Origin of the sequence: Sphingomonas sp. 7/4-4, assembly GCF_027941955.1 — a bacterium.
GTDB lineage: Bacteria > Pseudomonadota > Alphaproteobacteria > Sphingomonadales > Sphingomonadaceae > Sphingomonas.
On sequence record NZ_CP115960.1, the window covers coordinates 63374 to 81043 of the forward strand.

The window sequence follows — 17670 nt, forward strand, 5'->3', positions numbered from 1 at the left end:
TCATGGCGCATGACCCGCCCGAGGCGCCCGCTTACTCCCTTGAACGCCGCCGACCTGGAGCGTTTCGCGCTGCGTTATGTCGAGCGTTATGCCACCACGCGGGGCCGGCTGGCGGACTATCTGAGGCGAAAGATTCGTGAGCGCGGCTGGGGCGACGGGGCAGCTCCGGACCTGCCGGCACTGGCACAGCGCATGGCCGATCTCGGTTATGTCGACGATCGGCTCTTCGCTGAATCCAAGGCAAGCGCGATGGGTCGGCGGGGTTTGGGTGCCCGGCGCGTGCGCCAGGCACTGCGTCATGCGGGGATCGAAGACGAGGATGCCGAAGCAGTAGCGCCCGCGATGGAGGCCGACGCGCCGTCCAGCGCGATCGCCTTTGCCCGGCGCAAGCGGATCGGGCCTTTCGCGCGCGAGGTCGCGGACCGGCCCCAGCAGGAGAAGCATCTGGCCGCGATGCTGCGCGCGGGCCACGCGCTGGACCTCTCGCGAAAACTCGTCCGGATGGCGCCGGGCGAGGATGCGGAGGCGCTGATCGTCCCTTCCCGGGACCATTCTAATTAAACCTGAAGGGCGAATCTAACAAAGCAATTCCACATTTGGAAAAGGCTGTGTTAAAACCGCTCGCTTGGGGGCCAAGATAATGCGTGCTGAACAACAGCTTGCGCCTCGCGACGAAAATGTCGCGCCGCCGGAGGAAGAGGGTTTCGGGGCGGAAACGGCGTTGGAAGGTGAAGTTTATTGCGGTGTAGTCAAATGGTTCGACGTAACCCGGGGGTTTGGGTTTCTCGTTGCCGATGATGCCGCGGTGGGCGACATTCTGATTCATTTCACCGTGCTGCAGGAGCACGGCCGGCGGAGCTTGCCCGAAGGCGCGCGAGTCGAATGCGTCGCCGTGCAGCGCCAGCGCGGGCTCCAGGCGAAGGAAATACGCTCGATCGACCTGAGCGAAGCGGTCGAGCCGCCCAAGCGGCAATGCGAACGCACCGATCGGGTCAAGCTGATCGACGATGCCGGGCCGTTCGAGGCAGTGACCGTCAAATGGTTCAATCGCCTCAAGGGCTATGGATTTCTGGTGCGCGATACGGACTCGGCCGATATATTCGTCCATATGGAGACGCTGCGCCGCGCCGAAATCGAGGAAGTCGAACCCGGCCAACCGCTCAGCGCACGCATCGTCGAGGGTGACAAGGGGCCGCTGGCTGTGGCGGTCGAAAGGACCGGCTGAGACCATGATTCTGCAGGCGTGGAATGAGGGTGGCGTTCGCCGCCGCGGCGTTGCTCGTATCCACGGCATGCATGGTCGATGCGGGCGCGAACGTCGATTCGCAGCAGGATGCCGCTGCCAAGGTCCAGGTGACGGTTCGCGCCAAAGCGGGGGCCCGGCAGTTCAATGTCGAGGTCGCCCGCACCGCCGCCGAGCAGGAGCGGGGGCTGATGTTCCGCACCAATCTGCCCGCGGACGGCGGCATGCTCTTCGCGCCCTATCCCGCGGAGGGCGGCGGCCCGCGCGAAGCGAGCTTCTGGATGAAGAACACGCCGAGCGCGCTCGACATCCTCTTCATCCGTCCCGACGGCACGATCGCGGCGATTGCCGAGAATGCCGTTCCCTATTCGGAGCAGCCGCTGAAATCGGGCGAGCCGGTGAGCGCGGTCCTCGAAATCAACGGCGGCAAATCGGCCGAACTCGGGATCGCCGTGGGCGACAAGGTGACCTGGACCGGCCGCGAGCGGTGAGCTGCGCTGCGGATTCGATTGCCTCTGTCCTTTGCCGGAGCTAATCGGCGCGCATGAGCCTGAATCGGAATCCCTTCACCTGGTGGAACGGCGCCACCCTCGGCACATGGTTCGGCCTTCGCGGCAAGACGAAGGTGGGCGAGGATTCGCTGGGGAACGTCTATTGGGCAGGCGGCAAGGATCCGAACGGGATTACGCGCCGCTGGGTGATCTATAGCGGCCCGAACGACGCAAGCCGTGTGCCGCCCGAATGGTTCAGCTGGCTCCACCATCAGATCGATGCCGCGCCCGATCAGGCGCTGCCGGCGCCGCGCGTGTGGGAAAAGGCGGCCGAGCCCAACCAGACCGGCACCCGGCTGGCCTATCGGCCGCCCGGCGCGCTCGAGGCGGGTGGCCAGCGGGCGCGCTCCACCGGCGATTACGAGGCCTGGACTCCCGACGCATGAGGCATGGCGCCGCAACTGCGGCGGCAGCGATGCTGCTGCTCGGACTTGGCGCGTGCAAGGGCGGCGAGCAGGCGGGCAACAACAGCGTCGATGACCTGATCATCACCACCGGACCGGGCAACGCCGCGGGCGGCACAGAAGTCGTGGCGGTCGGGCCCGATACCAGCGTGCTGAACGCCGCGGCCACGCCGATGAACCAGCGCGAGGCAGTGCTCGGCCTGCTCAACAAGCGCAATGGAGTCGCGCGCGAATTCAAGCTCAAGCCGGGACAGGCGGCGCGGATCGGCGACGTCATCGTCCGGCTGCGCGCCTGCGACAAGACCGCGCCCTGGGAGGCCGATCAGCTCACCGGGGCCTTCGTGCAGGTCGACGTGCAGCAGCTCGACAAGAGCTGGCGTCGGGTCTTCTCGGGCTGGCTCTACAAGGAACGGCCGGCACTCAACGTCGTCCAGCACCCGATCTACGACGTGTGGCCCAAGAGCTGCGCGATGACCTTCCGCGACAGCGGTCCGGATACGGTGCCCGCGCCTTCGGGTGACGGCGGCTCCGGCAACCGGTCCAGCGCGGAGAAATCGCCGTCGACCGAAGGCGCGCCGACCGAGAGCCCCGCCGTCGTATCGCCGAGCGCCGCACCCAGCAACGCGACATAATCGTCGCGCGGCACTTCGACGGTGCCGAGCGTGGCGAGATGGTCGGTCTGGAACTGGCAGTCGAGCAAGGTGAAGCCGCCTGCTTTCAGCCGCGCCACCAGATGCGCGAACGCGACCTTGGAGGCATCGCGCACCCGAGTGACCATCGATCTCGCCGAAGAATGCCTTGCCGAGCGCGAGGCCGTAGAGTCCGCCGGCGAGCTGCTCGCCGTCCCAGCACTCGATCGAATGCGCGAAGCCGCGGCGGTGGAGTTCGAGGAAGACGCGTTCGATCGGGCTGTTGATCCAGGTATCGGGCCGATCGGTCGCGGATTCGGCGCAGAGCCGGATGATGCCTTCGAAATCCTGATCGAGCGTGACGCGGAAGCGATCGGCGAGGATCGTCTTGCGGAGCGAGCGCGAGAGGTGGAAGCCGTCGAGCGGGAGGACCCCGCGCAGCTTCGGCTCGACCCAATAGACGCTCGAGGCCATGCGATGGTCGGCCATCGGGAAGACGCCCATCGCATAAGCGCGCAGCACGAGATCGGGATCGAGGTCGAGTTGGGGTGGTAGCGCGCGGGTCATCGCGGCCTCAACGCCCTGAGGCCAGTCGGCGTTCGATCGCCTGCCAGAGCGCCGCGAATGCCTGTGCGGCCGGGCTTCGCGGCGCGAAGCTGCCGAGCGGCCTACGGCGCACGGTCATCGTCTCGACCACGCTCGCCATCGGGATCACCGGCCAGTCCGGATGCGCGGCAAGCGCCTCGCCGTGCAGCTTGCGGCGGCGATCGACCATCGAATGGACCGGCATCAGCGGCACCTTGCCGTGGCGCCCGAAATGGCTCTCGATCTCGGCGAGCGCGCGCATCGAAAGCGGGGAGGGGATGACGGGGACGATGATCAGATCGGCGGCGCGCATTACCTGTTCGCTGGTTTCGGTGAGCCCCGGCGGGCAATCGAGCAGCACGCGATCATAGGATTCGGCCAGCGCGCCGAGCAGCTTGGCGAGTCGCTTCTTCTTGTCGAGCTCGTGGAAGGTCCGGTCGAGCGAGCGCAGCGAGGTGTCGGCCGCGATCAGATCGAGCCGGTCGATCCCGGTATTGCGCGCGAGCTTGGCGGGGCCGACATCGCGCGTGAAGATCGCCTGCGCTTCGTTGCGGCCGCTGGCATGGCCCTCGAGCAGGAAGGTCGAGGCGGCCTGGGGATCCAGGTCCCACAGCAAGGTCCGGCGTGCCGAACGCGCGGCGGCCCAGGCGAGGTTGACCGCCAGCGTGGTTTTGCCGACGCCGCCCTTCAGGCTGTACACTGCGATCGTAGCCAAACGAGTCCCTCCCGTTGCCGAGTTCAGGCTGGCATGAAAAAGGGCCGGCGGGGAAGCCCCGCCGGCCCTGGGAAATGACTAATCGGTCGCGTTTCAGGCGTGGCAGGTCTTGGCGGCCTTGCCGGGAACCGTGACGCTGACGTTCTTCGACGTGCCGGTGAGCTTGAAGCCGCCGGCGGCCTCGAACGGCTGGCCGGCTTCGGGAGCCTTGAGCATGGTGGCAGGGCCGCCCTTCTCGGTCTTCAGCTGGACCTGCTTGTTGCCCTGGAAGAAATCGACATAGACGAGGCTGTTGTCGCCGCAGCGCAGCGTAACGCTTTCGGCGATCGCGGGCGGAAGCTCGATCGGTGCGGCATTGGCGAGCTGCGACGCCATGGGATCGGGCGCGGTGCTGGTGACTTCTTCAGGAGTCTGGCTGCCGCATGCGGCAAGAGACAAGAGCGCAACGGCGGCGGCGGCGATAAGGGAGGGGTTCTTCATAGCGAGGAATGCTTTCGGACAGGTGGCAGAATCGTCAAGCGATTCGTGATACAAGGTCACATTATTGTGCTGCGCCGCAACGTAACACGCCGATTGTTTCTCCCGTGTGAACCCTATTCGTGGAACTCGTCCAGATCCGGGATTCTCCCGAAGGCGATTTTCGTCCCCACCGCGTCGATTCGCCCGCCGTTCAGCGGACCGACGCTGACGGCATGCCGCCCGAACTTCTCGTTGATCCGGTCCATCGCACGGCTGAGCGACAAGGTCCGCGTCTCGCGCGCCAGCGGATCATCGGGATCCAGCGCAGCGAACAGCGAGCCTTGCTCGCCCTCGACTGTCTCGATTTCGCACAAAGTCACCCCGACCATGCGGAGGCGGAAGCCGCCCGTGCGCGCGCGACCGGCCTCGGCGAGGCGGGGAAGAGCGAGTCCAGCGCAGAGAGGATGACGAAGCTGTCCTGCGTGTTGGGCAGCTTGATCGATGCGCGCCAGTTGGACTTGTCGTCCTCGAACTTGCCGTGGAGCACGAGCAGACGGCTGCGATAGCCCTTCCGCCGCAGTCGGCTCGCCGCCTTGAGTGCGAGACGGCGGGCAGTGAGCCGAGTCGGCTCGAGCCCGCGCTTGCTTGGGCTGAGGACGTGGCTGTGGCCGATCGTGCGGCTCTGCGTCGGCTTTTCGGGCAGTTCGACGCCGTGGAGCAGATACCAGAGCCGGTCGCCATTGGTGCCGCCCCAGGCGGTGCCGGCGTCGCGCGGGCGCCGCTCGCAGAGCTGGCGGATGTCGAGGATGCCGTCCTGCGCCAGCCGGCGCTCCATCTTGGCGCCGATCCCGGCGATCTCGCGCAGCTTGAGGTCGTAGAGACCGTGCGGAAGCTGATCCGCGGTGAGGACGATCAGCCCATCGGGCTTCTGCAGGTCCGAGGCGAGCTTGGCGAGCAGGCGATTGGGGGCGATGCCGATCGAGCTGGTCAGGCATTCGCCGACATTGGCGCGGATGCCCGCCTTGATCCGCTTCGCCAGCGCGACCGCGGCCTCGCGCGAATTCTCGTTGTCGAGCAGCCGGCATGCCACTTCATCGATGCTGCAGACATGGGTGACGGGGATGTGCTTCCAGACCTCTGCGATGATCGCGTCGTGGAATTCGACATATTTCTCGTGCCGGGCGGGGGCGATCAGGATGTCGCGGCACTTGCGCTTCGCCTCCCATACCGGCGTGCCGGTCGAGATGCCGAAGCGCTTGGCCTCGACCGAGGCGGCGATCGCCACGGTGGTGTCGGCATCGACCGGCGCGACGATCACCGGCTTGCCGCGGAGCGCGGGATCGAGCTGCTGCTCGACGCTGGCGAAATAGCTGTTCAAGTCGAGGAACAGCCAGCGCAGCGGGCGGGGCGGAAAGGCCAGAATGTTGGAAATGCCGGGCCTGACTTCGCACTTTTCCCGCGAATCGTGAACAAAAGTTTCAACGCGAGGATCGATTGTTACGCTGCGCGAAACGACGCCCGGGGCCGAGGCGGGGACAGCGCGACTCATGATACGGAACAATAGCAGAACATCGCTTTGTAGGAAACCTACTTGACCCGTGCCGCTCCGCTTCGCAGGACTGTGGCGATGGAGAAACGCATGCGGCGGTTGCTGACGATGGGACTTGCGCTGGCGCTCGCCGGATGCGGCGGGGGCGAGGAGGTGGCGAACAACAGCGCCGCGCCGACGCCGACGCCCACGCCGGGGCCGATGCTGGGCGGCGTCGATCTCGACAAGCCGATCCGCGCGACGGGCAGCGCGCCTTATTGGGCGATCTACATCGCGCCGGGCACGATCGCTTTCGCGGACGCGCCCGCGGCGCACCCACGGATTTCTACCCGATATCGCCCAAACTCGCGGGCGATACCGTGCGCTTCGAGACGCAGACGCCCGAAGCCGAGCCGGTGACGATCACGCTCATCGCCAAGGCCTGCGCGGCGGGCAAGGAGACGCTGCCGCTGGGCGCCGAAGTGCGGATCGGCAACCGGACGCTGAAGGGGTGCGCGGGACCGGGCGCTTATGACTGGGCGGCGCGGAAGGCGTCTCCTCGCCTACGCCGTCGCCAGCGAAGGCGCGATAGCGAGTCCTACGATCGCCGGCAGGTCAGGTAGATCGGGTTTCCGATCAGCAGCGGGCTGCCCTGGCCGTCCCGCACATTCACTGCCGCCCAACCGCAGCTTCGCGGCGCGAGCGGGAATTCGACATGCGCGTCGTCGCCGGCGACCGGTGACCGGGTCGCCACCGCGCCGTTGACCACGAGCTCGGCGGTTGCCCCCGCGGCGCCGACGACATGGGCGCGGATGCGCAGCCCGGCGTCACCGGCGATCGTCCCGCCCATCACGGCCTCTGCCTTGTCCGCCGTCGCAGTCACTTCGAGGAGGCGATTGCGCGTGCCGGTCACGTCGATGAAGACATTGCCCGCGCGGATTCCGCGATGACACCCGCGGTCGAGAGCTCAGGCGCGTGGACGACCGTGGTCGGGCGGCCGATCGGCGCCTTGCCCTGCGGCGCATCGGGATCGTGGTTGTCGCTTCCGGCGATTCCGGTCAGGCGACGCCCCTCGTTGAGGCGGGCATACCAGAAGCCGATCCCGGCCAGCGGGCCGCTCGCGATCGTGCCGTTGACTGCCTCGATCGCCGTGACGCGACTCCAGTCGGTGTTCGGCCAGGTCCAGCCGCAGCCCATGCACGCCTCGCCCGAGGGAGCGCGGGGTGGTTGATCGACAGGATCGCGCCCGCCGCCGCGACATCGCGAGTCAGTGCGGCGATGTCGGGCACGGCGGCGCCGACGCGGAAATCGACGAACCGGCGCTCGCCGAAGATGTTGGCGTGGCCACCGAAGGTGGTGATCTCGGTGCCGGGGATCAGCAGGGTGCGATCGAACCAGGGCTGGAGCTCGCGCAGGCCGCCGAAATGCGCGACGGTGTTGTGATCGGTGACCGCGGCGAAATCGAGCCCGGCTCTGGCTGCCGCCTCGACGGTGCGGAACAGCGGGCAGGGGACGCGCTTGCCGCTCTGGCTCGCGCAGCTGCCGTCGCTGTTGGCGTCGTGCATGTGGAGATCGCCGCGATACCAGCCGGGGGTGGGGTTGAGCGGCGCGTCGGCGATGCGGTCGGTCGCATGGGTCGAACCGGCCCGGTCGAAGTCCACCGTCACGCGATACGCGGTGCGGCTTCCGGCGCGCGCATTGGGGACTCCGAGCGTCAGCTGCCAGCGGCCGGCGGGAAGCGTGCCGGGGAGATAGCCGGGCGTGGCGTCGCTCGGGGAAAGCGTGAAGCGGTCGCGCGTGCCGCCGCTCCAGCCGCGGAAGCGCTCGGGATCCCATACGCCCATGTCGACGACGGTCTTCTCGGCCTTGTCGTAGGTCAAAGTGACGGTGATCCGTTCGACGCCCGCGGGGACGTGGAACGGAACCGGCTTGTAATGCTGGTGGTCGGCACCGGTGATCTCGCCGGTGAAGACCGCGTCCTGCGCCCTCGCCGCCGCGGGAGCGAGGACGACGAGGAGCGCAGGCGCGAGGATACGCATCAGAACTTGAAATCCACCGCGAAGCGGAAGTTCCGGCCGACGATCGGGCGGCCGATGAACAGCAGGTCGTTGGCCTGGCCGCTGGTCAGCTCGCCCGCGCGCGGATTGCCCTCGGTAAGGCCGATCGTGTTGGTCAGATTGTCGCCATAGACCCAGAGGCTGATCTGGTCGGTCAGCCCGAGGCGGATGCTGGCGTTGAGCACGGTATAGGCCGGCAGCTCCGAAGTGTTGGCGGCATCGGCGTAGCGCTTGGTGTAATGCTCGACATCGAGCTGGGCGCGGAAGCGGTTGTCGAACAAGGTGACGGCCGGGGTGGCGCGGAGCGCGAGACGGGGCACGCGGAGAAGCTGGTTGCCGCTGTAATCGCGCGGGATCAGCGTGGTGCCCGACAATTCGTTGTACACGAGGTTGCGGAAGGTCGGGTTCTGCCACGTTCCGTTGAGGGTGAAATCGAACCAGGTGACCGGGCGCACGACGCCCTCGAATTCGACGCCGTAGGCGCGGGTGTCGGTATAGACCGTCTGCTGGGTGTAGCCGTTGGTCGCCGGATTGAACTGGGTATTGCCGATCGAATAGGAATCGAAGTCGGTCAGGAACGCCGTGGCGTAGAGGCTGACCAGAGGCGAGGCGTATTTGAGCCCTGCCTCCCACATCTTGATCCCCTGCGTCACCGGCTGCGCGGTGGCGTTGGTGATGAAGCTGCCGACGCTCGGCAGGCGGAAGGCCGAGGTGTAGCGCGCGAACAGCCCCGCGCCGCGGGCGAACTGCCAATTGGCGCCGAGCGTCCAGCCGGTCTGGTCGAAATCGCGGTTATAGGGCGTGAACACGCCGTTGCCGGTTAGCACGTTATTGTCGGCGAGAGTGGTCGCGTCGCCGAGATTGACCGTGCTGCTGCCCTCCTGTGCGCCGCGCGTGCTCACTTTCTCCCAGCGCACGCCGCCGTCGATGCGCAGCGCCGGCGTGAGCTGCCATTCGTCCGAGGCATAGAGCGCGATCGTGTTCGACGAGCCATAGCCGTTGGCGAATTCGGAGCCGTAGCGCGCGACGCCCTTGTCGGTGAGCGCACCGACCACCTGGCCCGCGGCGTTCAATGCGACCAGATCGAGCAGGCGCGAATTGCCCGACACGTCCTGGAGGGTCGAGGCCGAATAGCGCGTGAAGGTCTCCTTGATGTACGCGTAATAGGCGCCGATCGCGAAATCGTGCGTGGTGCTGCCCATCGCGAAGCTGCGGGCGAGGCGCAGATCGTCGAGCAATTCGCTTTCCTCGACGGTCACCGGGCGGGCGGCGTTGATGAACACGTCGCCATTGCCGTTCTGCCCGGCCACGTCGAAGGGCGTGCCGCCATCTACATAGCGCAGCTGGACGCTGGTCGCGCCCGGATAGGCGCCGAGCACCTGATTGCGATAGGTGCTGAGCAGCGCCGTCGCAGTGCTCACCGACGCCGGATAGACGCCGTTGCGCACGGTGCGCGAATCCCGGTAGCGCAGATTGTTCGAGATCTTCCAGCCGTCGCCGAATTCCCAGTCGCTCAGCCAGCTCAGCTGATCGAGCTGGATGCTGGTGCCGTCGGATTCGCGGAAATCGACCGGGCCGGTGGCGCTCTTGAGCGTCATGCGCGCGACGGCGCGGCTCGCGGTGGTGCCGTAATGCGGATCGAAACCGGGCAGGCCGACGATGTCGCCCTTGCTGTCCTTGGTCAGCGGGATGCCGGTGTAGAAGATCGCATGGTCGTCGAGATGCTTGTAGCTGAAGCTGGTGTGGCCGTCGCCGAAATCGCCATGCAGGTCGGCGCGGATCTGGCCGCCCTTGTTACCGGTGAAGCCGGGATCGCGCACGCCCTGTTCGCTGCGGTAGAAGCCGCCGACGCTCAGGCCCCAGCCACCGCCGATCGGTGCGCCGACCCAGCCGTCGAAGCGATAGAGCTCGGCGGTGGGGCCATAGAGCACGCGTGCGACGCCCGAGATCGAATCGCCGGGCTTGCGGGTGATGAAGTTGACCACGCCGCCGGGCGCGTTGGGATAGAAGATCGACGAGGGGCCGCCGCGGACGACTTCGACGCGCTCGATCGATTCGTCGACGCGGAACGCCTGGTCGGCGTTGAGATAGCCGAGCGAGGGATCGTGCTGCACCGGCAGGCCGTCCTCGAGCAGGTTGATCGAGCCGAAGCCGTCGACCGGAATGCCGCGCGCGCGGACATTGCCGCTGCCTTCGCCGCCCGAGGCCTCGACCCAGAAGCCGGGAACCGACTTGAGCGTTTCGGTGACGCTCGATGCGGCGCGCGAGCGCAGCGCGTCGTTGTCGATCGAAGTGAGCGCGTAGCTGGTCTCGACCCGCGTACGCTCGCCCGCGCCGGCGCGGCCGGTGACGACGATTTCCGAATCCTGCGCCTCGGCTTCGGGTGCGGCGCTCTCGCTGCCGGTTTGCGCGAGTGCGGTGGTGCTGCAGCTGGCGAGCAGCGCGAGCAGTCCGGCACGGACAGGATATGCGACCTTCATTTTGATTGTTCCCCGACAGACCGCCAAGTGTGGCGAGCGGGGGCTTAGGCCGGGGTCATGACCGGTCGGTGGCGGCGTTGCTGCAGTACGGTGACAATGCGATGTCAGTGCGTGTCATCATGACGGAGGGTGTGGAAAAGGTCCTGAATCCGCCTTCAGCCATGCCGACAGCGCATGCCATGCCGGCAACTTGGCATGGAATCCGACGGTGTGGAGCGGGCTGCTCGAAGGGAGTGCGACGATCTCGTAGCGGGCCGCCGCGGTGCCGAGCTGCTTCAGGCCGTGGCGCAGCGCAGTGCCGCCGTTGAACGCGATGGCGCGCAGATCGGGCAGGGTCGCGGCGAGCGCGGCCACGTCATGCCCTTCGATGTCGCGCATCGCCGCGTCGGTGCTGCCGGGGCGCGTGGCGCTGGCGACGACGTCCCACAGGCCGATATGCGCGGCGAGCAATGCGGCGAGGCGGGCGTCATAGGGGAGGAGGCAAGTCGACACCGGCGGCGGGGGAGATCAGTCGCCAGAACTGGTTCTGCGGATGCGCATAATAACGCTGCTCGGCCAGCGAGCGCTCCCCGGCAGCGAGCCTAGGACGAGCAGGCGGACATGTGGGTCGATGACGGGAGGAAAGCTATGCTTGCGTTCGTTCACGCGGCGGCGATGTCCGTCTGGGCGAAATCATTGCCTTTGTAGAGCAACGGCTCGCCGGTAGCCTTGGCGAGGGCATAAGCGAAACAGTCGCCGAAGTTTAGGCGGGCGGGATGGTTGCCTTTGCCGAATTCGGTGTAAGCGCGCCGCCCGAGGCTCGCATGATGCGCCGACACGGGAACGATCTCGATCGCCAATTCCTTGATCAAGGCATCCAGACGCGAGCTCAGCTCGGCGCTGCCGTTGCAATCGATCACGATCGTCGCTTCGAGGAGGTTGGCGGCCGACATTCTGAGAATGCCCCGGCGATCGGCCAGCGCTCGAAGCAGTGATTGCGCCTCGGGTTCCTCCTGAAGGATGGCCACAAGGACAGAACTGTCGATGATCACTTGGGCAAGCCACGCTCGTCGTACATCAGGTCGTCGAGGTCGGCATTGAGGAGCTCAGGTTTCCACAGCGTGCGCGATTCGCTTTACGATGCTGCGCAACTTCGTGAGCCGTTCTTCCTTCGCACGATCGAGCTCTTCCAGCTCACGTTCGAGGGCGACGCGGATCGCCTGGGTGATCGGTTGGCCGGTCATCTCCGCCAACGCGCGGGCGAGGCGGATCGTCTCGGCATCCTTGATGTTCAGCTGTACACCCATTTCTACCTCCGTTGCGTGTCACTCTACCATGACTTGCGCCGGTGCGAAACAAGCGTAGCATTACGGGCATGGCGCGCACGATCACCCGCTATGGCGATTTCTGGCCTTATTATCTGCGCGAGCATGCGAAGCCCGAGACGCGGCGGCTGCATTATATCGGGACTGCGCTGACCTTCGTGTTCCTCGCCATCGCGCTGACTTATGGCGGCTGGTGGTGGGTGCTGGTACCGCTGGCGGGCTATGGTTTCGCCTGGGGCGCCCATTTCGGAGTCGAGAAGAACCGGCCGGCGACTTTCACCTATCCGCTCTGGTCGCTTTTCTCCGACTATCGCATGTTCTTCCTGTGGCTGAGCGGGCGGCTGGAGCCGCATCTCAAGCAGGCCGGCGTGTCCGCATAGTTTCGCTTGCTTGCGGTGCGGGGCCGGACGCCCCTATCTAGCCGTCATGCATGCGACATCCGATACGCTGGGCCTGATCGGCAACACTCCGCTGGTGCGACTGAAGGGGCCTAGCGAGGCGACCGGCTGCGACATCTTCGGCAAATGCGAATTCGCCAATCCGGGAGCGTCGGTGAAGGACCGGGCGGCCTTGTTCATCGTCCAGGACGCCGAGGAGCGCGAGGCGATCGCGCCCGGCGGGACGATCGTCGAGGGAACCGCGGGCAATACCGGGATCGGGCTCGCACTGGTCGCCAACGCCAAGGGCTACAAGACGATCATCGTCATGCCCGAGACGCAGAGCCGCGAAAAGATGGATACGCTGCGCGCACTGGGCGCGGAGCTCGTGCTGGTCCCGGCGGCGCCTTATTCGAATCCGGGGCATTTCGTGCACACCTCGCGCCGCATCGCCGAGGAGACGCCCAACGCGATCTGGGCGAACCAGTTCGACAACATCGCCAATCGCCGTGCGCACATCGTCGGCACTGCCGAGGAAATCTGGGCCCAGATGGAGGGCCGGATTGACGGGTTCACCTGCTCGGTGGGCACCGGGGGCACGCTGGCGGGCGTGGGGCTGGGGCTCAAGGCCAAGGACGAGCAGGTCTGCATCGCGCTCAGCGACCCTTACGGCGCGGCGCTCTATGACTATTATGCCTGCGGCGAACTGCGGTCCGAAGGCTCTTCGGTGGCTGAGGGGATCGGGCAGGGGCGGATCACCGGCAATCTCGAGGGTGCGCCGGTCGACACCCAGTTCCGCATCTCCGACGAGGAAGGGCTCGAATGGGTCGAGCGGCTGCTGAAGGAGGAGGGGCTGTGCCTCGGGCTCTCCTCGGGGATCAACGTCGCCGGCGCGGTGCGGCTGGCGAAGCAGCTGGGACCGGGCAAGCGGATCGCGACGATCCTGTGCGATACCGGCTTCCGCTACCTCTCGACGCTGTACAATGGCGCCTGGCTGCGTTCGAAGGGGCTGCCCGTGCCGGAGTGGCTCGACGCCGTCTGACCGTCCGCCTCGACACGGGCGGAGCGATGCGTTACATTTATGCCACAGCTTATGAAGCCGGGATCGCAAGACTCACAGCAGGCAATGCAGCGTGTCCGGGTTGGTATGACCGGGCTGGCGATGGTGCTCGTGCTGATCGGATTGGCCACCGCGATCTTTTCCTCCGCCAATCGTGACGAGCCGGTGTCGGCCGTTGGAGCCCCCAATTCGGCAGTGGTCGCCAACATGGTTGTGGAACCCGTCAACCTGGTGGGCGAGAAGGAAAAGGACGAGCCGCTCGCCGAGCTGGGCGTCGCGCCGAGCACTTCCTCCACCGATGCGCCGGACGACACTCCCGCGAACTGACGGGATATAGCGGGCGGCGCGGGGAAACGGCCCTACGCATGAATCGCGAGTCGGGTGTGATTTGGCCCGATTAGACGGGCAATCACACAGATTCTCCGGGCTATCTCCGGTCAATAGCCTGTAATTCAATAGAAAATCTGAAATTCTCCGCTCGCGAGCGCATTTGCGCGCTTGCCCGGCTGCGCAACATGCTTCTTCAAGTACAAAAAAAGAACATATCATGCCTATAGGTAAAACAACTATGTTTTGAGGAGCAAAGTGGGGGAAATTCCCGCCTCATCCCCACTTTACCCGTTGTGTCCCGGCGTCATTTGTGATCAAACATGACCATTAAGGGGGCACGTCCCTTTTCACCGTGAGATCGAAAGCCGGAGGACCAGCCGGGAAACCGCGATTCCGGAGACGGGGAGGCGTGCCCAAAAGGGGTTTGGGCGTGGCGGACAGGGAGCTCTTCGAGGGATTTGCGCTCCAGGCGGTGGACCTGAAGGGTCGCGTCGCCATTCCCGCAGACCTGCGCGCCGCCGCCGAGCGCAATTCCGACATCCGCCAGATCGTCGTGGGCCTCCATCCGGAGGATCCGTGCCTCTCCGCGCACGACCTGAGCTGGTCGAAGGAGAAATACGACCGGCTCGATCGCAAGGAGCAACTCGCCGCCGATCGCGGCGAGGATGCCGACACGCGTGCCAAGCGCCGCGCCTTCGGTCAGGTCGAGAAGGCACCGTTCGACGATTCCGGCCGCTTCGTAATCCCGCCTTTCTTCCGGATGAAGGCGAAGATCGGCAAATGGGCATTCTTCAACGGCAGCGGCGAGACGTTCGACGTCTGGGCGCCCGAAGTGCTGCTCGCCGACGACAATGCCGATCCCGGCCTTCGCGAGATCTGTGAATATCTCTGCCAGTCCAAGGGCGTGAAGCTGTGAGCGCGCCCCACATCCCCGTGCTGCTCGACGAAGTGGTCGACGGCCTCGCCATCGTGCCCGGCGAGCGCCATGTCGACGCGACGTTCGGCGCGGGCGGCTACACCAACGCCATCCTCGAGCGGGGTGCCGAGGTGGCCGCCTTCGATCGCGACCCCCAGGCGATCGAGGGCGGCCAAACCCTTTGGCTGAGTCCAAAGGTCGGCTGACCCTGATCGAAGCGCCGTTCAGCCAGATGGAGGGCGAACTGACGCGCCGCGGGCTCGTGCCCGTCGACGGGGTGACGATGGATATCGGCGTCTCGTCGATGCAGCTCGACCAGGCCGATCGCGGCTTCAGCTTTCAGAGCGACGGGCCGCTCGACATGCGGATGAGTCAGTCGGGGATGACTGCCGAGGAATGGCTGAACACCGCCGACGAGGCCGAGATCGCCGACGTCCTTTATCAATATGGCGAGGAGCCGCGTTCGCGCCGGGTGGCCAAGGCGATCGTCTCCGCACGCCCCCTCAAGCGGACTTCCGAGCTCGCCAGCGTGGTGAGAAAATCCCTAAATCACAAAGACTACGACAAGAAGGACCCGGCCACCCGGACCTTTCAGGCGATCCGCATCCACTTGAACCGCGAACTCGACGAGCTCGCGGAAGGGCTGGCTGCGGCCGAGCGCGTGCTCAAGCCCGGAGGCCGGCTGGCGGTGGTGACCTTCCATTCGCTGGAGGACCGCATGGTGAAGCGGTTCCTGCGCGAACGTAGCGGCAGCGAGCCGGCCGGCTCGCGGCATCGTCCGATGGCGGGCCCCAAGGCCGCGCCGAGTTTCGAGACCCCCGCCAAGGCCGTGCGGCCCGGCGAGGCGGAAGTAGCGCGTAACCCGCGCGCCCGGTCTGCGACGCTGCGCGTGGCGCGTCGCACGGCCGCGGCGCCCTGGGGCAGTGAGGGAGTGAACTGATGGCAGTGCATGGCTTCAAGGGACTGGGATGGTTCCTGTGCGGCGTTGTCGTGGCGCCGGCTTGCTACCTCGTGAATTCGCACGGCGCGGCCGAACAGGCCAAGCTCGAAGCGACCAAGCTGGCGATCGTCCAGGCGCAGCGCGACGTTCGCGGGCTCGAGACCGAGTTCAACACGCGCGCCAACCTCGCCCAGCTCGAGCGCTGGAACGGCGAAGTGCTGGCGCTGGCCGCGCCGGTGGCGCAGCAATATCTGGCAAGCGAAACCGCGCTGGCGAGCCTGGGCCAGCAGCCTGCCGATATTCAGACCGCCGCATTGGTGGTGCCGGCTGGCGCACCCGCCGCTCAGGTGGCCGCGGTGGCAGTGGCGCAAGTGACCAATCCAGTGCAGGGGCCTGCGCAGAATGCCGGTGCCGCGAAGAGCGTGGCGCAGCAGGACGGGGAGCTTCGCAAGCTGATGAAGAAGGCAGACCGCCAGGCGATCGCCTCGGTGGATCGTGGTGTATTGAGCGCTTCGACGATGGACGATCTGCGGAAGCTGGCGAAGCGCGAGAAATTGGCGCTGCGTTGATCGTCGTCGTCGCCCCGCCGGCCCGGCAGGGCCGTACGGGCGGTGCCCGTCAGGCGCTCGTCGCCATCGCCCAGCTGCGGCTGATGGTGCTCTCGCTGCTGTTCGGCTTCGGCATGCTGGTGGTGATGGGCAAGTTGGCGCTGCTCGCGCTCTGGGCCGAGCCCGCCGTCGCGCGCGATATGGCGCTGGCGTTGATCCCGCCGCGCGGCGACATCGTCGATCGCAACGGCGCGCCGCTCGCGCGCAGCATCGATGCCTGGTCCATCGCGGTGCACCCCAATCAGGTGATCGGCGACAAGGCCGCGCTGGCGCAGAAGCTCACCGAATTGATCCCGGAGCAGAGCGCCTCCCATTATTACGCTTTGCTCAATTCGGGCGGCAGCTTCGCTTACCTCAAGCGCCGCGCGATGCCCGAGCTGGTGACGGCAGTGAACGCGCTCGGCGAGCCGGGCATGGAATTCCAGCGCGAGCCCGATCGGCTTTATCCGCAATCGACCATGGCCGCGCATATTCTCGGCTTTCTCGACGCCAAGGGCGCGGGCGTATCGGGAATGGAGAAGGTGCTCGACCGCCAGCTGACCGATCCGGCGAAGCGCGGCGCGCCGGTGGCGCTGTCGATCGATGCGCGGGTGCAGGCAGCGCTCGAGAATGAGCTGGGCCGGGCGATGAGCGACCTGCAGGCGCGCGGCGCGGCAGGCGTGATCCTCGACGTGCGTACCGGCGAAGTGCTCGCGATGACGTCGCTGCCGAGCTTCAACCCCAATGCCCTCGGCGGCGCGGCACCGCCGAACAACGTCACCCAGAGCGTCTACGAGCTCGGCTCGACCTTCAAGCCGCTTGCCGTGGCGGCGGCGATCGATTCGGGCACGATCACCAATATGGCGCGACGCTTCGACGCGACCCGGCCGCTCCAGGTCGGCCGCTTCACGATTCACGACGATCCGGGCGACGAGCAGTTTCGCTGGCTGAACATCCCCGAGACCCTGGTCTATTCGTCGAACATCGCCACCGCGCGGATTGCGGACGAGCTCGGCCCCGAAAAGCTGCAGAACATGTTCCGCCGGCTGGGCTTCGATCGCCGTCCCGGCATCGAAGTGGGTGGCGCAAAGCCGCTCTGGCCGAATTATTGGGGCCGGATAACGGTGATGACCACGGCGTACGGCCATGGCATCGCCGTGACGCCGCTCCATCTCGCCAATGCCTATGCGACTCTGGTCAACGGCGGCATCCTGCGCCCGACGACCTTGCTCAAGATCGATCCGAACAAGGTTCCGGCCGGGGAACGCGCGCTGCAGGAATCGACCAGCGCGCGGATGCGCCAGCTGCTGCGGCTGATCGTGCTAAAGGGCACGGGCCGCAAAGGGAGGCGCCCGGCTTCCGGATTGCAGGCAAGACCGGCACTGCGGAGGCCGCTTCGGGCGGCGGCTATGACAAGCATCGCAACGTCTCGACCTTCGCGGCGGCTTTCCCGATCGACGCACCGCGCTATGTGATGGTCGTCATGCTCGATCTGCCCAAGGCAA

At 66.4% G+C, this 17670-nt stretch carries 22 protein-coding genes and 4 pseudogenes; 14 read left to right on the top strand and 12 right to left on the bottom strand.

Features of this window, described 5'->3' with window-relative positions:
- The first annotated feature begins 9 nt into the window (after positions 1-9).
- Positions 10-561, top strand: coding sequence for a regulatory protein RecX (locus tag PIB19_RS00295; protein ID WP_443018666.1), 552 nt, complete (start codon positions 10-12; stop codon positions 559-561).
- On the opposite strand, the gene PIB19_RS00300 is transcribed toward PIB19_RS00295, so the two are convergent.
- Positions 554-826 (bottom strand): hypothetical protein, encoded by a 273-nt coding sequence (locus PIB19_RS00300; RefSeq protein ID WP_271241074.1) that lies wholly within the window; start codon positions 824-826, stop codon positions 554-556. The genes PIB19_RS00295 and PIB19_RS00300 overlap by 8 nt on opposite strands.
- Between PIB19_RS00300 and PIB19_RS00305 the strand changes: the two genes are divergently transcribed.
- The 4 genes and pseudogenes from PIB19_RS00305 to PIB19_RS22690 all read left to right on the top strand — a co-directional run.
- The gene (locus PIB19_RS00305; protein ID WP_271241067.1) at positions 722-1225 is read left to right on the top strand and encodes a cold-shock protein; all 504 of its coding nucleotides are present in this window, start codon (positions 722-724) and stop codon (positions 1223-1225) included. The two genes, PIB19_RS00300 and PIB19_RS00305, sit on opposite strands and share 105 nt — an antisense overlap.
- 23 nt (positions 1226-1248) lie before the next feature.
- A complete protein-coding gene (locus PIB19_RS00310) occupies positions 1249-1734 on the top strand; it encodes a DUF192 domain-containing protein (protein WP_443018667.1) in 486 nt (161 codons plus the stop codon).
- A 53-nt stretch (positions 1735-1787) separates the two neighbouring features.
- Positions 1788-2180, top strand: a complete 393-nt coding sequence (locus PIB19_RS00315; RefSeq protein WP_271239199.1) for an NADH:ubiquinone oxidoreductase subunit NDUFA12 — start codon at positions 1788-1790, stop codon at positions 2178-2180.
- Between the two features lie 191 nt (positions 2181-2371).
- A pseudogene (locus PIB19_RS22690) lies at positions 2372-2605 on the top strand (DUF2155 domain-containing protein); the annotation flags it as partial.
- A gap of 35 nt (positions 2606-2640) precedes the next feature.
- On the opposite strand, the pseudogene aat reads toward PIB19_RS22690, so the two are convergent.
- The 5 genes and pseudogenes from aat to PIB19_RS00350 form a co-directional block, all read right to left on the bottom strand.
- Positions 2641-3394: pseudogene (gene aat / locus PIB19_RS22695) on the bottom strand (leucyl/phenylalanyl-tRNA--protein transferase).
- A gap of 7 nt (positions 3395-3401) precedes the next feature.
- Entirely contained in the window at positions 3402-4127 is a 726-nt protein-coding gene (locus PIB19_RS00335; RefSeq protein WP_271239201.1) for a ParA family protein, read from the bottom strand.
- A 93-nt stretch (positions 4128-4220) separates the two neighbouring features.
- Positions 4221-4607: a hypothetical protein gene (locus tag PIB19_RS00340; RefSeq protein ID WP_271239202.1), complete on the bottom strand. Its 387-nt coding sequence runs from the start codon at positions 4605-4607 to the stop codon at positions 4221-4223.
- Positions 4608-4720: 113 nt separating this feature from the next.
- A complete protein-coding gene (locus PIB19_RS00345) occupies positions 4721-4975 on the bottom strand; it encodes a hypothetical protein (RefSeq protein WP_271239203.1) in 255 nt (84 codons plus the stop codon).
- Positions 4963-5964: a Y-family DNA polymerase gene (locus tag PIB19_RS00350; protein ID WP_271239204.1), complete on the bottom strand. Its 1002-nt coding sequence runs from the start codon at positions 5962-5964 to the stop codon at positions 4963-4965. The genes PIB19_RS00345 and PIB19_RS00350 overlap by 13 nt, the downstream gene beginning before the upstream one ends.
- A 261-nt stretch (positions 5965-6225) precedes the next feature.
- On the opposite strand from PIB19_RS00350, the gene PIB19_RS00355 reads away from it, so the two are divergent.
- Both PIB19_RS00355 and PIB19_RS00360 read left to right on the top strand, forming a co-directional pair.
- Positions 6226-6534: a hypothetical protein gene (locus PIB19_RS00355; protein WP_271239205.1), complete on the top strand. Its 309-nt coding sequence runs from the start codon at positions 6226-6228 to the stop codon at positions 6532-6534.
- Positions 6495-6737 (top strand): hypothetical protein, encoded by a 243-nt coding sequence (locus PIB19_RS00360; protein WP_271239206.1) that lies wholly within the window; start codon positions 6495-6497, stop codon positions 6735-6737. The genes PIB19_RS00355 and PIB19_RS00360 overlap by 40 nt, the downstream gene beginning before the upstream one ends.
- Here the strand turns inward: PIB19_RS00360 and PIB19_RS00365 are convergent.
- The 6 genes from PIB19_RS00365 to PIB19_RS00390 form a co-directional block, all read right to left on the bottom strand.
- Positions 6713-7027, bottom strand: coding sequence for a hypothetical protein (locus PIB19_RS00365; protein ID WP_271239207.1), 315 nt, complete (start codon positions 7025-7027; stop codon positions 6713-6715). The genes PIB19_RS00360 and PIB19_RS00365 overlap by 25 nt on opposite strands.
- Before the next feature lie 145 nt (positions 7028-7172).
- Positions 7173-8153, bottom strand: coding sequence for a CehA/McbA family metallohydrolase (locus PIB19_RS00370; RefSeq protein ID WP_271239208.1), 981 nt, complete (start codon positions 8151-8153; stop codon positions 7173-7175).
- On the bottom strand, positions 8153-10651 hold the full coding sequence (locus tag PIB19_RS00375; RefSeq protein ID WP_271239209.1) for a TonB-dependent receptor: 2499 nt from the start codon (positions 10649-10651) through the stop codon (positions 8153-8155). The genes PIB19_RS00370 and PIB19_RS00375 overlap by 1 nt, the downstream gene beginning before the upstream one ends.
- A 117-nt stretch (positions 10652-10768) precedes the next feature.
- Positions 10769-11143, bottom strand: coding sequence for a hypothetical protein (locus PIB19_RS00380; RefSeq protein WP_271239210.1), 375 nt, complete (start codon positions 11141-11143; stop codon positions 10769-10771).
- A 149-nt stretch (positions 11144-11292) separates the two neighbouring features.
- Positions 11293-11658, bottom strand: a complete 366-nt coding sequence (locus tag PIB19_RS00385; protein WP_271239211.1) for a type II toxin-antitoxin system VapC family toxin — start codon at positions 11656-11658, stop codon at positions 11293-11295.
- Between the two features lie 78 nt (positions 11659-11736).
- Positions 11737-11937, bottom strand: coding sequence for a type II toxin-antitoxin system VapB family antitoxin (locus PIB19_RS00390; protein WP_271239212.1), 201 nt, complete (start codon positions 11935-11937; stop codon positions 11737-11739).
- Positions 11938-12005: 68 nt separating this feature from the next.
- Between PIB19_RS00390 and PIB19_RS00395 the strand changes: the two genes are divergently transcribed.
- From PIB19_RS00395 to PIB19_RS00425, 7 genes and pseudogenes are all read left to right on the top strand, one after another.
- Positions 12006-12335, top strand: coding sequence for a DUF962 domain-containing protein (locus PIB19_RS00395; protein WP_271239213.1), 330 nt, complete (start codon positions 12006-12008; stop codon positions 12333-12335).
- Positions 12336-12381: 46 nt separating this feature from the next.
- Positions 12382-13374, top strand: coding sequence for a cysteine synthase A (locus PIB19_RS00400; protein ID WP_271239214.1), 993 nt, complete (start codon positions 12382-12384; stop codon positions 13372-13374).
- 105 nt (positions 13375-13479) lie between these two features.
- Entirely contained in the window at positions 13480-13719 is a 240-nt protein-coding gene (locus PIB19_RS00405; protein ID WP_271239215.1) for a hypothetical protein, read from the top strand.
- A gap of 433 nt (positions 13720-14152) precedes the next feature.
- Complete coding sequence (locus PIB19_RS00410) at positions 14153-14638, top strand: division/cell wall cluster transcriptional repressor MraZ (protein ID WP_271239216.1); 486 nt, start codon at positions 14153-14155, stop codon at positions 14636-14638.
- Positions 14635-15578 (top strand): annotated as a pseudogene (gene rsmH / locus PIB19_RS00415) (16S rRNA (cytosine(1402)-N(4))-methyltransferase RsmH). The gene PIB19_RS00410 and the pseudogene rsmH overlap by 4 nt, the downstream one beginning before the upstream one ends.
- Positions 15578-16147 (top strand): hypothetical protein, encoded by a 570-nt coding sequence (locus tag PIB19_RS00420; protein WP_271239217.1) that lies wholly within the window; start codon positions 15578-15580, stop codon positions 16145-16147. Before rsmH ends, PIB19_RS00420 begins: the two are co-directional and overlap by 1 nt.
- Positions 16148-16326: 179 nt before the next feature.
- Positions 16327-17606, top strand: a pseudogene (locus PIB19_RS00425) (peptidoglycan D,D-transpeptidase FtsI family protein); the annotation flags it as partial.
- Positions 17607-17670 lie beyond the last annotated feature (64 nt).